General features: G+C 72.6%; 12 protein-coding genes. 7 read left to right on the forward strand and 5 right to left on the reverse strand.

Going from position 1 to position 14,264, the window contains the following annotated elements:
* The first annotated feature begins 51 nt into the window (after window positions 1-51).
* Entirely contained in the window at window positions 52-1,422 is a 1,371-nt protein-coding gene (eccD, locus tag ACYQ77_RS06240) for a type VII secretion integral membrane protein EccD (RefSeq protein ID WP_459708332.1), read from the forward strand.
* A 1-nt stretch (window position 1,423) separates the two neighbouring features.
* Window positions 1,424-2,866: a type VII secretion protein EccB gene (gene eccB, locus ACYQ77_RS06245; protein WP_459708334.1), complete on the forward strand. Its 1,443-nt coding sequence runs from the start codon at window positions 1,424-1,426 to the stop codon at window positions 2,864-2,866.
* A 338-nt stretch (window positions 2,867-3,204) separates the two neighbouring features.
* Here eccB and ACYQ77_RS06250 read toward each other — a convergent pair whose 3' ends face one another.
* Complete coding sequence (locus tag ACYQ77_RS06250; RefSeq protein WP_459708336.1) at window positions 3,205-3,618, reverse strand: hypothetical protein; 414 nt, start codon at window positions 3,616-3,618, stop codon at window positions 3,205-3,207.
* A 375-nt stretch (window positions 3,619-3,993) separates the two neighbouring features.
* Between ACYQ77_RS06250 and ACYQ77_RS06255 the strand changes: the two genes are divergently transcribed.
* From ACYQ77_RS06255 to lexA, 3 genes are all read left to right on the forward strand, one after another.
* The gene (locus ACYQ77_RS06255; RefSeq protein WP_459708338.1) at window positions 3,994-6,282 is read left to right on the forward strand and encodes an immune inhibitor A domain-containing protein; all 2,289 of its coding nucleotides are present in this window, start codon (window positions 3,994-3,996) and stop codon (window positions 6,280-6,282) included.
* Between the two features lie 147 nt (window positions 6,283-6,429).
* Entirely contained in the window at window positions 6,430-7,950 is a 1,521-nt protein-coding gene (locus ACYQ77_RS06260) for a hypothetical protein (RefSeq protein WP_459708340.1), read from the forward strand.
* A gap of 51 nt (window positions 7,951-8,001) precedes the next feature.
* Complete coding sequence (gene lexA, locus ACYQ77_RS06265) at window positions 8,002-8,652, forward strand: transcriptional repressor LexA (RefSeq protein ID WP_459708342.1); 651 nt, start codon at window positions 8,002-8,004, stop codon at window positions 8,650-8,652.
* Between the two features lie 4 nt (window positions 8,653-8,656).
* Here lexA and ACYQ77_RS06270 read toward each other — a convergent pair whose 3' ends face one another.
* The 3 genes from ACYQ77_RS06270 to ACYQ77_RS06280 all read right to left on the reverse strand — a co-directional run bounded on the left by ACYQ77_RS06270 (window position 8,657) and on the right by ACYQ77_RS06280 (window position 11,779).
* Window positions 8,657-9,013 (reverse strand): YciI family protein, encoded by a 357-nt coding sequence (locus ACYQ77_RS06270; protein WP_459708344.1) that lies wholly within the window; start codon window positions 9,011-9,013, stop codon window positions 8,657-8,659.
* A gap of 129 nt (window positions 9,014-9,142) precedes the next feature.
* On the reverse strand, window positions 9,143-10,975 hold the full coding sequence (locus ACYQ77_RS06275; RefSeq protein ID WP_459708346.1) for a multicopper oxidase family protein: 1,833 nt from the start codon (window positions 10,973-10,975) through the stop codon (window positions 9,143-9,145).
* A 225-nt stretch (window positions 10,976-11,200) separates the two neighbouring features.
* Window positions 11,201-11,779: a hypothetical protein gene (locus ACYQ77_RS06280; RefSeq protein ID WP_459708348.1), complete on the reverse strand. Its 579-nt coding sequence runs from the start codon at window positions 11,777-11,779 to the stop codon at window positions 11,201-11,203.
* A gap of 150 nt (window positions 11,780-11,929) precedes the next feature.
* Between ACYQ77_RS06280 and ACYQ77_RS06285 the strand changes: the two genes are divergently transcribed.
* Both ACYQ77_RS06285 and ACYQ77_RS06290 read left to right on the forward strand, forming a co-directional pair.
* Window positions 11,930-13,030, forward strand: a complete 1,101-nt coding sequence (locus ACYQ77_RS06285; protein WP_459708350.1) for a sensor histidine kinase — start codon at window positions 11,930-11,932, stop codon at window positions 13,028-13,030.
* Window positions 13,027-13,644 carry a response regulator gene (locus ACYQ77_RS06290; protein WP_459708352.1) on the forward strand — a complete coding sequence of 206 codons (618 nt, stop codon included), beginning with the start codon at window positions 13,027-13,029 and terminating at the stop codon, window positions 13,642-13,644. Before ACYQ77_RS06285 ends, ACYQ77_RS06290 begins: the two co-directional genes overlap by 4 nt.
* A gap of 7 nt (window positions 13,645-13,651) precedes the next feature.
* Here the strand turns inward: ACYQ77_RS06290 and ACYQ77_RS06295 are convergent, their stop codons facing one another.
* Window positions 13,652-14,221, reverse strand: coding sequence for a helix-turn-helix domain-containing protein (locus ACYQ77_RS06295; RefSeq protein WP_459708354.1), 570 nt, complete (start codon window positions 14,219-14,221; stop codon window positions 13,652-13,654).
* Window positions 14,222-14,264: the final 43 nt, after the last annotated feature.

Consider the following 14,264-nt stretch of genomic DNA (forward strand, 5'->3'; position numbering starts at 1 on the left):
ATCTTGCTGCCGAAGCCGTTGTGCCCGCCCGGCAACGGCGATGCTGCTGCCATGCAGACTACCGGCCTCGTCAGGATCACGGTCTCCGCGCCGCAGCGGCGCATCGACATGGCGCTGCCGGAACACGCACCCCTCGCCGAGGTCCTGCCCGGTGTGCTGGCCCGTGCCGGTGAGGACCTCGCGGACGCGGGCGTGACCGGCGGCGGCTGGGTGCTGCGCAGAGCCGACGGGTCGGAGCTGGCGCTCGGCAGGACGCTCGCCGCGCACCGGGTGCGGGACGGCGAGGTCCTGCACCTGACCCCCGGCGGGCTGGACTGGCCGGAGCTCGAGTACGACGACCTCGTCGACGCGATCGCCACCGGCTCCGGCCGCGTCCGCAGGCCGTGGGGACCCCGCCACACCAGGCAGGCAGGCCTGGCCGCGGGCACGGCGGCGCTGCTGCTCGGCCTCGCGGGCGTGCTGCGTGCCGGCCCGCCGTGGGACGCGCCGGCGTGGTGGGCGCTCGGCGCGACCGCCGTGCTGCTCGCCGCCGCCGCGGTGCTCGCCAGGGCCGTAGCGGACGCGGGCGCCGGGGTCGTGGTCGCCGGGTGCGCGCTGCCGTTCGCGTTCACCGGCGGCGGGCTCGTCCTCGCCGGTGACAAGCCGGTCGGTGACCTGTCCGCCGGTCACCTGCTGCTGGCCGGTGCGGTGCTGCTGCTCGCCGCGCTGCTCGGCATGCTCGCGGTGACCGCCGCGCCCGCCCTGTTCACAGCCGCGATCACGGTCGGCCTGTGCACGGCGCTCGGCGCGTGGATGTCCACCTGGGACTGGGCGGCCCACGAGGCCGCGGCCGTCGTCGGCGGCGGGCTGCTGATGTGCACGGCCGCGTTCGCGACGCTGTCGTTGCGGCTGGGCCGGGTGCCGATGCCGGTGCTGCCGCGGTCCACCGCGGACCTCGTGCGCGACGACCCCCAGCCGCCGCTGTCGCGGGTGCACGCCGGGGTGGCCCGCGCGGACGCGTTGCTGACCGGGATGCTGGCCGGCACGTGCGTGGTCGTGTCGGCGTGCGCGGTGGTGCTGGCGCGCGGCGCGAGCGAGGCCGGGGTGGTGCTGCTCGGTGTGCTCGCCGCCGGGTTCCTGTTGCGTGCGCGTGTGTACCCCGTGCTGCACCACCGGGTGCCGATGCTGGTGACGGGTGTGTTCGCCGCGGGCTGCCTGGTGGCGGGCCCGCTCCTCGGCACGGCCGGGATCCTCACCGGCGCGGCGCTGTTCGTCGTCGCGGGTGTCGCGATCGCCGCGGGCATCGGGTACAGCACCCGCGCGGCCGGGCCCTACCTCGGGCGGCTCGCCGAGTACGCGGAGATCCTCGTGATGGTGGCGGTCGTGCCGGTGACGTGTTCCGTGCTCGGGTTGTACGGCTACGTGCGCGGGCTGGGAGGCTGAGGTGGCGAGCAAACGCGACCAGCTGCAGGCGTACCAGTTCGTCGTGCAGCGGGCGACGTCCGCGCTGGTGGTGGGGGAGACCGACCCGGAGCAGCCGCCGTTCCGCAGGCCGGTCAGCGCGTCGTTCACCGGGCTGGCGCTGGCGATCGTGGCGCTGGCGTGCGCCGGCGTCTACGGCATGATCGTCCCGGGCGGCAACGACGCGTGGCGCGACGCCGACGCGGTGATCGTCGAGGAGGAGACCGGAACCCGGTTCGTCTACCTCGACGGCAGGCTGCACCCGGTCACCAACTACGCGTCGGCGCGGCTCCTGGCGGGGGCGAACGCTCCGACCCGCGGCGTGTCCCGCGACTCCATGGTGGACGTGCCGCGCGGACCGCGCCTCGGCATCCCCGACGCGCCGGATGCCTTGCCGGGCAAGGAAAGGCTGCTCACCGGCGCGTGGTCGCTGTGCTCGACCCCGGCGCGCGACGTGGCGGGCGGCCGGGTCGAGGAGTCGGTGCTGCTGGTCGGCGCGACACCCGCCGGTGGGAGAGCACTCGCCGACCACGCGTTGCCGGTCCGGCTCGCGGAGACCGAGGACCGGTACCTGGTGTGGCGTGGTCACCGGCACCGCCTCGACGACTACCCGGTGACCGGCACCGGCTTGGCGCTGACCGCGCAGCCGTGGGCGAGGGTGGGCCGCGCGTGGCTGGACGTGCTGCCGGAAGGCGAACCGGTCAGCCCGATCCCGGTGCCGGACGCGGGAAAGCGCTCCACCGCGGTACCGGGCCGCGACGACCTGCGGATCGGCGCGCTGCTGCAGGTCCTGACGACGAGCGGCATGACGCAGTACTACCTGGCGGCGCGGGACGTGCTGATCCCGATCACCGAACTGCAGTACGACGTGCAACGCGCCTACGCCCCGACCCGCACCGCGTACGGCGATGGCGAGCCGACCGCGCTGCCGCTGTCGTCGTCCCTGGCCACCACGGCCAACCGGCGCGACCCACCGGACCCGGCCGACCACACCGACGGCGACCTGCCCGCCCGCCTGCCGCCGATCGCCGACCTCCGCGACGGCGCGTCGACGGTCTGCGCGGTGTTCGCCCCGGACATCGCGACGCCCCGCCTGCTCGTGGACGCGACCCCGCCACCCGCCGACCCACTGGCGGTCACCACCCGCCGGTCCCCGGACGGCACACCGCTCGCCGACCGCGTCCACGTCCGCCCGGGCTGGGCCGCGGTGGTGGAGGCCATGCCGTCGGCCACGGCGCAGGTGGGCACGCTGACGGTGGTGACGGACGCGGGCAGACGCTATTCGGTGGTGTCGCCGGAGGTGCTGGGCACACTCGGGTACGGGGACGTGCACCCGGTCCGCATGCCGGGCGGCTTGGTGGCCCGCCTCCCCGCGGGCCCGGCACTGGACCCGGCCGCCGCCGCCCGCCAGTCACCGGTGAGCTGATCATCCACTGTGGACCACAGGGCAACCCGGCCACAGCAACAGTGAGGAACCTTCAAAAGCGGCGCGAGCCCACACCAAGGACTGCTGCCTGCCATCCCGGAGACCAGCCCGTCCGGCGAGGACCCCCCCGGAGGGAAAACTCAGGCAAGGCACACCACAAAACCCGGGAACACAGACCGCCGCAACGGCGCTGACCTGCGAAAACACGTCCACCCAGTACGTACGGGCAGCCCCCACCACTCCCGGGGGCACCCCGCTGTCCAGTCTACCGGCACCCACCGACAAAACCCCGCCCACAGCGGCGACCTGTGGACAACCGACCCACCTGTGGACAAACGTCAGTCCCGCCCGGACAACTCCTCGGCCCGAAACCCGTGCGCGGCAGCGATCGCCAGCGCGGCCGGCAGCGTGAGCCACCGCCCGGGCGCGGTCTCCGACTCCTCGGGAACGACCCCGTTCAGCACGACCACCCACACCGCGGCGAGCAGGCACACCCACACCATCACGAGATGCCCCACCCGGCCGGGGTGCTCGGCGAGGAACACCCCGAGCGTCCCGAGCGCGACGACGACCACGAGCCCGAGCATCACCACCGCCTGCCAGCCGGCAGGCGTAAGCCCCCACAACGTGAACGGCTCGCCACCGTCGACGGCCCACGTGGTCGCGGTCAGGGCCAACAGCCCGACGGCGAGCGAGGTACCCAGCACCGCGAACCGCGACGTGCTGTGGTGCGAGTCCTGCGTCCCGGCCATGCCCGCTCCGACGAACCCACCGCGACCGCGGTTCCGCCGTGACCCGACCGTGACGTCGACGTGTGACACGAACGCCGCCCCGTACGCCAGATGGTGCGGGGAAGGGTTCGGGCGCGCCACCTCAGACACCCGCCTGAACTCGGCCCCGCCCAATTGGAAATTGGACGTTCCGTCGCGCCGAGAATTTCTCACCGGGGGCCGCCGGTGAGTTTTGCTGCGCGCGTTTCTCGTGACAAAACCGCAGGTCAGCGTTCCCATTGAGCTGTTCGGGAATTGGGAAAATCACGGTGTTGCGAACATTCTTCTCCTCTTCCTATCGGTGTGTAAGACTGCCCGCCGGTCGTTTTGTTTTCGCTCCACCAGAAGGACGAGCCTGTGAAGAAGTTCGCCACCGGGGTGCTCTCGAGCGCCGCGGTCGCCGCGGTCGTGGCAGCGGTGCTGCCCGGCGCGGTAGACGCAGCCCCATCCAGAGAGTCCGCGCCACCACCCACGGCGCAACGGGAGGACAACCGTCCCGGGCCGCTCACGAAGCAGCGCAACGAGCTGCGCAAGCAGGCCATCGAGAAGGTCGCCAAGGGCAAGGCCAAGCCGAACGCCGACGGCGTCGTCGAGGTCGAGCCGGGCAAGTTCGCCGAGATCGAGACCGTCCGCCAGGACAAGATCTTCACGATCCTCGCCGAGTTCGGTGACCAGAGCTCCGGCCGCTACGGCACGGTCCCGGGTCCGCTGCACAACCAGATCCCCGAGCCGGACCGCACCGTCGACAACTCCACCGAGTGGGCGCCGGACTTCGACAAGGCCTTCTACGAGGACCACTTCAACGGCGACGGCGAGTCGATGCGCACGTACTACGAGGCGCTGTCGAACGGCCGCTACTCGGTGACGAACACCGTCACCGACTGGGTGAAGGTCCCCTACAACGCGTCGTGGTACGGCGACAACGCCCGCGAGGACGTCGGCGGTTCGTGGGACTTCATCCAGGACTCCGGCAACGCCTGGTGGGACTCGCAGATCGCGGCGGGCAAGACCCCGGCCGAGATCGACGCCTACCTCGCGCAGTTCGACGTGTGGGACCGCAACGACTGGGACCACGACGGCAACTTCGACGAGGCCGACGGCTACATCGACCACTTCCAGGCGGTCCACGCCGGTGAGGGCGAGGACGCGGGCGGCGGCGCGCAGGGCGAGGACGCCATCTGGTCGCACCGCTGGTACGTCAACGGCGACGACTACGGCCTCACCGGCCCGCAGGTCGGCACCACCCAGAACAAGGCGGGCGGCGCTCGCATCGGCCAGTCGAAGTACTGGCTGGGCGACTACACGACCGAGCCGGAGAACGGCGGCCTCGGCGTGTTCTGCCACGAGTTCGGCCACGACCTGGGTCTGCCGGACTACTACGACACCAACGGCGGCGAGAACTCGACCGCGTTCTGGACGCTGATGAGCTCCGGTTCGTGGCTGGGCCACGGCGGCACCGAGGGCATCGGCACCCACCCGGGCCTGATGGGCGCGGAGGAGAAGCTGTTCCTCGGCTGGCTCGACTACAGCACGGTCAACCTCGGCACGTCCGGGAACTACACGCTCAACCCGGCGCAGCTCCAGGTCGACGGCAAGGACCAGGCGGTGCGGGTCAACCTGCCCGACAAGACCGCCAGCACCACCTACACGACGCCGTCCTCCGGCGGCCACGCGTGGTGGACCGGTTCCGCCGACGACCTGAACCAGTCGCTGACCAGGGACGTCCCGGCCGCGTCGCGGATCACCGTGACCGCGAACGCCTGGTACTCGATCGAGGCCGACTACGACTTCCTGGTCGGCGAGTACTCGGTCGACGGCGGCGCCAACTGGGCGCGTGCGGGTGCGCTGGTCGACGGTGACTCGGCGGGCAAGTGGACCTCGCTGCGGTTCTCCTACGACCCGGCGGGCAAGGCCTCGAAGTTCCGGTTCCGCTTCCAGAGCGACGGCGGCGTGCACCTGCCGGGCGCGTTCCTCGACGACATCACCGTCAAGAGCGGCGGCACCACGCTGTTCAGCGACAACGTCGAGAACGGCACCAACGGCTGGGCCGCGCAGGGCCTGTGGAAGATCTCGACCGGCACCGAGACCGGCACGTTCGAGCGCTACTACCTCGTGGAGAACCGCGAGTACGTCGGCTCCGACGCGCTGCTCGCCGAGGGCCCGTACCAGTTCAGCAAGGGCCTGACCGCCCCGAACTGGGTCGAGTTCTTCAAGTTCCAGAACGGCATGCTGGTCTGGTACGTGGACGACTCGTACGGCGACAACAACGTCAGCGAGCACCCCGGCGCGGGCTCGGCGATGGTCGTGGACGCGCGGCCCGCGCCGTTCACCTGGTCGGACGGGACGCGACCCAGCAACCGCCGCCAGCCGTTCGACGCCACGTTCGGCCTCGAGGCGACCGACGCGACCTGCCTCCACAAGGAGGTGCTGACCGGCAAGGGCCAGCAGCAGACGGTCGCCACGCTCGCCGCGTGCGCCCCGTCGGTGCCGGGCATCCCCGTGTTCGACGACACGAACCCGGACGCCTACTACAGCACCGCGAACCCGCAGGGCAGCGTGAAGGTCGCCGGGCACGGCGTCAAGGTCACGGTGACCGGTGACGCGGGCGACGACCTGACCATCTCGGTGGTCAACCCGGCCGGCTGAGTCGCGACAGCCAGCACCGTTCGGTGGCCCGGACCCGCTCGCAGGGTCCGGGCCACCGGCGTCTGCACGCCGGGGCAATCCACGCGCGACGCACCACACGGGTGTGATTTCCTTTCCGCCACACACTCGACGTCCTGGGGGACCACCGTGGCGACACCTGACAGACCCGACCCTGCGCTCGAACCGTTCCCGCCCGACGAGCCGCTCGCGATCGTCCCGGTCGTCGAGTACGAGCCCGCCCTCCCGCCCGAGCCCGCCCACGCGCCACCGCCGCCGCCGAAGCCCGCGGGCCCGCCGAAGTCGGTGACCGGCGCCGCGCTGCTGAACCTCACCGGCCTCGGCCTCGGCTACGCCTACCTGCGCGACCACGTGCTCGCGGTCCTCGCGCTCCTGCTCACCGGCGGCGCGGTCACCGTCGCGTTCCTCACCGGCGCCGCCGAGCGGCCGTGGGTGTGGCGCGGCGCCGTGCTGGGGTGGCTGGTGCTGCTCGGCGCGCACGCCGCGTTCCTCGCGAGCCGCCGTGCGCCGGGCCCGCGCCGCCGGGGCCCGGTCGTCGCCGGGGCGGTCGCGGTGGCGGTGGTGGTCGCGGGCTACGCCGGGTACGGCGTGGCGGGCGCCGCCGTGCACGACCGCGGTGTCGCCGCGCAGGAGGACGGCGACTGCGTCACCGCCGGCAGTGCGTTCGACACGGTCACCGGGCCGTTCGAGCTGACGCTGAGCGCCGACGTGCGCGACGCGCGGGACCGCGCCGAGGAGTGCGCCGCCTACGAGAAGGCCCGCGCCGCGCAGCACCGCGACGACTACGAGGCCGCGATCGTGCTGTACGACGACTTCGGCAAGCTCCACCCGGACAGCGTGCTGGCGCCCTACGTCCACGACAACCTCGCCGCCACGCACTACGCGAAGGCCACGAGCTGGCAGGAGCCGGTGACCGCGACGACCGCGCGCCTCGCCGTGGACACGCTCCTCACGCTGGGCAGGGAGTTCGACGGCACCGAGGCGGCGAAGAAGGCGCCCGCCGCGATCGCGGCCGTGTTCGCGGCGGCGGCGAAACCGTACGGCGCCGGGAAGTTCTGCGAGTCGCTGGAGGTGCTCACGTACTTCGCGGGGCTCGACGCCGCGAGCGTGGGCACGGAGGTGTCGGCGGACGCGAACACCTTCCGCGCCACGTCGCTCTACGAGTGCGGGCTGCGCCAGTACCGGGACAAGCGGCTGGTCGACGCGCGCACCACGCTCGACGCGTTCCTCTCCGCCTACCCCGGGGACCGTCGCGTCGCGCAGGCGAAGGCGGTGCGGATCGCCGCGGCGGTCGCGAACGCCGCGAAGGCGACGATCCCGGTGCCGCCGCCGCTGGGCGGCAACAACCCCGGCCCGACACCGGTCACGTTCTACAACGACAGCCGCGACGCGGTGACGATCTACGTCGCGGGGCCGACCGCGCACGAGATCACGCTGCCCGCGTGCCCGTCCTGCCCGGCCACCTACCGGGAGGGCGACCCGGCCGCGTGCGACAACCTCGACGGCCGGCCGTCGGTGACGCTGCGCCTGAAGACGAGCACCTACCACTACCTGGCCACGTCCTCGGGGTGGGCGGACGACCTGGCGGAGCCGTTCACGCTCGAGCCGGGCTACGAGTACGACCAGTGTCTCTACGCGACACCCCACTGACCCGGCGCGTCGGTGGTCACCCGCGGTGTCCGTACATCTAGGATTCCGCCGGTGACCACCTTCGACGACCTCGACCTCGACATCACGACGCTGCCGGAGCGGCAGCAGCGGATCCTCGTCGCCATCCGCGACTGGGTGGTCGAGCACGGGTACTCGCCGAGCACCAGGCAGATCGGCGACGCGGTCGGCCTGCGGTCGACGTCGTCGGTGTCGAAGCACCTGACCGCGTTGGAGGACAAGGGTTTCCTGCGCCGCAGCTCGTCGGTCACCCGGCCGATCGACGTCCGCGCGTTCCTGTCCGGGGCGGCGGCCGCCGACGGGTCCGGCGACTCGGTGCCCGTGCCGGTGGTCGGCGACATCGCGGCGGGCGTGCCGATCGCGGCCGAGGAACACGTCGACGACGTCATGACGCTGCCGCGCGGGCTCACCGGCCGCGGCACCGTGTTCGGCCTGCGCGTCCGCGGCGACTCGATGGTCGACGCCGCCATCTGCGACGGCGACATCGTCGTCGTCCGCCAGGAACGCGAGGCCCACTCCGGCCAGATCGTCGCCGCGATGATCGACGACGAGGCGACCGTGAAGGTGTACCGGAAGCGGGGCGGGCACGTGTACCTCGAACCCCGCAACCCGGCGTACGACGTGATCGACGGCGACCGCGCGGTCGTGCTCGGCGTCGTCGTGTCGGTGCTGCGCAGCGTCTGACGCGTCAGCGCGGCAGCTCGTGGGCCTCCACGACCTGCCGCACCTCCACCTCGACCGCCTCGAACAGCTCCGCGTACCGCCGCGCGTACGCCACGGCTTCGGCCCGGTCCTCGGCGTTGATCAGCGCGAACCCACCGATGACCTCCTTGGCCTCGGTGAACGGGCCGTCGGTGACCGTGACCGTCCTGCCCTTGCGGACCAGTGCGCCCTTCGCCGACGGGTGCACGCCCTCCGCGGTGATCAGCACCCCGCTGTCGATCGACTCCCGGATGAACGCGTCCATCCGCGCCATGAACTCCTTGCTCGGGTTCCACGCCTCCGGGGCGCGCTCGTCGAGCCGGTGCATCATCAGAAACCGCATGCTCACTCCCTGGTCGTCCGTGGCCGGTCCGGTCCGGCCACCACCTCCGCGTCGAACGGCGCCGGTCCGGTTCGACACGACCCGGGAGACAAGTGTGGGGGCACCGGTCGCCCGGTGCCCCCACGGCGGTCAGTGCTCCCCGTGACCGCCCCCAGGGTGGACGTGGAACCGCGCCACTTCCGGCGGGTGCACGACGAACGGGCGCATCATGCCCTCGTCCTCGTGGTCGAGGATGTGGCAGTGGTACATGAACTGGCCGGTCGCGCCCTCGAACCTGCCGGCCACCGTGAGCCACTCGCCCGGGTTGAGCTGGAAGACGTCCTTCCACCCCTCCTCGTGCTTCTCGAGCGGCGTGCCGGGGCCGGGCACGCCGAGCGGCGCGGTGGTGCCGCCGACGCCGATGTCGAAGCCCGGCACGTTGTTCTGCTGGTCGACCTGGTAGCGCCGCCTGGTCAGCAGCTGGAACTGCGACATGTGGATGTGGATCGGGTGCGCGGGCCCGCCGAGGTGGATGAGGTTCCACACCGCCCACCGGCCGTGGTCGACGAAGAACGTCGTCGTGTCGTCGAACAGGCTCGCGACCTTGCGGAACGTGCGCACCTTCCCGCTCACCGCGTCGGTGACCTGGATGATCCCCGCCGCGGGCAGCGGGGACGGCACGTCGGTGAGCTCCCGCAGCTCCCACAACTGCGGGTGCGCCTCGCCCCCGGTGCCGGGCGGGACGGTGGCCACGAACAGGTGGTGGTGGTCGGCCAGCTCCGGTGCGTCGTGGTGGATCCGCACGTACGAGCGGGCCAGCTTCGCGGGCAGCTCGAACGAGTCGTGCCGGTCCCGGTTCTCGACGCGGAACTCCATCAGGTCCGGCTCGACGGGACCGCCCGCGGGCACGTTCGCGTTGGTGAGCCGCAGGTGCGCGCCCCGGAACCGGCTGAAGTCGATCAGCAGGTCGGCCCGCTCCGACGGCGCCAGCACCAGCCCGTTCGCCGGCACGGCCGCCGGTGCGGGCAGCAGACCGCCGTCCGTGCCGACGATCCGCACGGCGTCGTTGTGGACGGCGCCCGCCTCGTCGATCAGGTTCAGCCGGAAGAACCGCGCGTTCGCGGCGTTGAGCACGCGGAAGCGGTACCACCGCGCGTCCACGTCCATGTGCGGCCAGATCACCCCGTTGACCAGGTTGAACGGGCCGCTGAACGGGATCACCGCGCCGTTCGGCAGGTACGCGACCTTGAACAGCAGCTGCCCGGTGAGCGCGCCCGTCGCCGGGTCGGTGTCGAGGTTGCGGTCGCTGAGGATCAGCGGCACCTCGTGGTCGCCGCCGGGCAGGCCGAGGTCGTCCTCCTCGAGGTCGCGGACCAGGTACATGCCGGTCAGGCCGGCGTGCACGGTGAACCGCGTGATCGCCATCGCGTGGTCGTGGTACCAGAGCGTGGTCGCCTGCTGCGCGTTCGGGTACTCGGTGAGCTGGGCGTGGCCGTGCAGCGTCGCGTTGTGCGCCCAGCCGTCGTTGCCCGCGTTGGTGAGCGCGCCGTGCAGGTGCGTCACGGTCCACGGCGGGAGCGCGGCGACCCCGTCGATGATCTCGACGCCCTCGGGCAGGCTGCCGTCGGGAGCGCGGTAGCCCGGGGTGTTCGAGGGCAGCTGCGCGAGCGGTGCCCGCACTCCCACGAGCGGGATGGTGCCCTCGATGTCGTTGCTCCACGCGACCCGCAGCCGCTTGCCGCTGCGGACTTCGATGGTGGGGCCCGGGAACTGTCCCTCGTAGGCCCACACCGTGGTCGCGGGGAGCTGCGAATGCAGCCGCACCCGCGCCGTGGTCATGTTGATCGTGATCTCGTCCTGGTGCCACCACGAATGCGGCCGGATGAGCGGTGGAATCCGCAGCGGGTCGCGGAATTTCGTGAGCCCGAAATGCGGTGCCGCGGGCGCGGCGGTCGGTGTCGGCTGTGTGATGACGTCCGTCATCGATTTCCTCCTGCGTGTGCGCAGGGGAGTACACCCGTTGTGCCACAACGGTTGCAGGAACGCGCCGCAGACCCCCTGGAACGCGGTCCCCCCTCGAGAAAACTCCCCCATTTTCATGATCGCCGAGTTCCCCGGCTCGCCCCTTCGAGCCTCGGCTGCCCGCCAGCATAAAGGAATTTCCCGGCCGCTGCCACGACGGTCCGGAAATTCCGGTTTTCCCCGGAATCACGCCGGGGAATGCGCGGGCACCCGTTCGGTGAGCGACCCGGCGAGCCACACCACGGACGCCCCGGCGACGACGTGCACCGCGCTGGTGAGCGGCGTGTCCGGCAGCGGCGCGGCGAGCGCGAGGGCGGGCAGCGCCACCGCGTACGCGACGGCGGGCACGCGCGGGTGGATCCCGGCGCGGACCATGGCGATCCCGAACAGGACGGTGCCCACGGCGAAGACCAGCGCGCTGCCCAGCAGCGCGGGCCTGGTCGCACCGGCCAGCAGGTCGTCGAGCACCGCCTCGCCGGCGTGGAACAGCACCAGGTTGAGGCTGAACGCGGCCCCGCCGAACAGGCCGAGCCCGATCGCGTTCACCGTGAACCCGGCCGCGCCGAACGGCCCGGTCACCGCGCTCTGCCGCAGGTGCAGCACCACGAGCAGCGGGACGGCGAACGCCGGCGACACCCCGAGCACGAAGCTCGTCGCGGCGGTCTCGCCGGTGAACGCCTCCACCGCGGCGGGCAGCCCGATGCACAACCCGGCGAGCACGCCGCTCCAGCGGGCGAGCCGGGTCATCGTCGGTGACGTCGTCATGAGAACTCCTTGGCAGGCAACAGATCCGGCGACGACGCTACGGACACCGCCCGTGCGGTGAGGAGTGCCGGGCGGCCAGCACCGCGCGGCCGGAAGTCATGTGCCTTCCGGCTCATGACACCGGCCCCGCGCGCCCCGTAGCCTCGGCCTGTGACGACCTCCAGGACCGGTCTGCCGTGGCTCTCGGGCGCGGTCTACGGGCTCGTGCTGCTGGCCGGTCTGTACTACCCGCTGGCCGGGCTGGGCGACGGCGACCCGGTGCGGCTGATCGGTTTCGTGGCCGGCATGGCGGCGCTGACGGCGCTGGACGTGGTGGAACGCCGGGTGGACCGGGCACCCGCCGGGTTCCTCGTCGCGCGCCTGGCGTTGTTCTTCGCGGTCGCCGCGCTCGACGAGTCCGGCCTGTCGCGGGCGCTGTTCGTGCTGGTGCCGTTCACGGCGTACCTGGTGTTCGGCAGGCCCGCGGGGCTGGCCCTCGCCGCCGTCTGCCTCGGCCTGCTGGTCGCGGGCCACGTGGTGTGGGTGCCGGACTGGTACCGCGACGCGACCTACCTGTCGGACCTGCTCATGTTCGGCATGGGCCTGGTGCTGGCGCTCGCCATGGCGGACGTGACGACGCGGGAACGCCGGGCGGCGGCGCGGATCGCGGAGTTGTCCGCGGCGACCGAACGCAACCGGGTGGCCCGCGACATCCACGACAGCCTCGGCCACCACCTGACCGCGATCACGATCCAGCTGGCGAAGGCGTCGGCGTTCGGGGAGCGCGATCCGGCGGTGGCCGCACAGGCGCTGGCGGACGCCAGCACGTCGGCGCAGCGGGCCCTGCGGGACGTGCGGACGTCCGTGGGCGCCCTCCGCGCGGCCCCGGTGCCGCTGCGCAGCGCGCTCGCCGACCTGGCCGGGCAGGACGACCGGGTGACCGTGCGGGTGACGGGCGACGAACGCGACCTGGACCCGGCGGCGGCGACCGCGTTGCACCGGGCCGCGCAGGAGGCGGTCACCAACGCCCGCAGGCACAGCGAGGCCACCGAGGTGTCGGTGACGATCACCTACGACCGGGCCGCCACCCGGCTCGTGGTCGCCGACAACGGCCGCGGCTTCGACCCGGCCGCGCGGACCGGCGGGTTCGGCCTGTCCGGCCTCCGCGAGCGCGCCGCGCTGGTCGGCGGCACGTGCGCGGTGGAGAGCAGCCCGGGCCGGGGCACCAGGGTCACCTTCTCCGTGCCCGCCCGCGGGGCGGTGCCGGCATGACCACGGTGCTGGTGGTGGACGACCAGCGGCTGGTGCGGGAGGGCATCGCGTCGCTGCTGGGCATCCAGCCGGGCATCGAGGTGGTCGGGACCGCGGCGAACGGCCGGGAGGCGGTGGCGCTGGCGGAGGAGCTGGCGCCGGACGTGGTGCTGATGGACGTGCGCATGCCCGAGGTGGACGGCGTCGCGGCCGCGGCCGTGCTGGCCCGCCAGGCGCCTGCCTGCCGGGTGGTGATGCTGACGACGTTCGACGACGAGGAGTACGTCGTGCGGGCCCTGCGCGCGGGCGCGGTGGGCTACCTGCTGAAGGACCTGCCCGCGGCGGAGCTGGCGGAGGCGGTGCGCCTGGCGCACGCCGGTGTGACGCAGCTGGACCGGGCGGCGGCCAGGCACGTGACGTCGGCGCTGAGCGCCCGGTCCACGGCCGCGCTGACCGAACGCGAGACCGAGGTGCTGCGCATGGTCGCGGCGGGCGCCACGAACCGCGAGATCGCGCGCGGCCTGTACCTCAGCGAGGGCACGGTGAAGAACCACATCTCCCGGATCCTCGGCAGGCTCGGCCTGCGGGACCGGACCCAGGCCGCGATCTACGCCCGCGACCACGGCGTGCTGTAGCGCGGGCTCACTGCTTCGGCCTGGCCCGCAGGTGGGCGCGTTCGCCCTGCTTGCCGAACAGGCTGAGGAACTCGACCGGCTCGTCGTCCGCGGCGCCGAACCAGTGCGGCACCCGCGTGTCGAACTCGGCGGCCTCGCCGGGTGACATCACGAAGTCGTGCTCGCCGAGCACCACGCGCAGCCGTCCGTTGAGGACGTACAGCCACTCGTAGCCCTCGTGCGTCTGCGGGTCCGGCTCCCGCCGGTGGCTCCGCGCGGGCAGCACCAGCTTGTACGCCTGGATGCCGCCCGCCCGCCGGGTCAGCGGCAGCATCGTCATCCCGCCGCGCTGCACCGGGCGCAGGTGCACCCGCGGATCGCCCGTCGGCGGTGCGTCGACCAGTTCGTCGAGCGTGACCTGGTACGCCTTCGCCAGCGGCAGCAGCAGCTCCAGCGTGGGCTTGCGCGCGCCGGACTCCAGCCGGGAGAGCGTGCTCACCGAGATCCCGGTCTCCGCGGACAGGTCGGCCAGCGTCGTCTCCCGCTGCCTGCGCAGCGCACGCAACCGCGGCCCGACCGCCGACAACGACTCGTCCATGCCCGCAGTTTGCCACTTCGGCAACACAACTTGCCACTCGATC

This window comes from Actinophytocola sp. KF-1 (genome assembly GCF_054661535.1).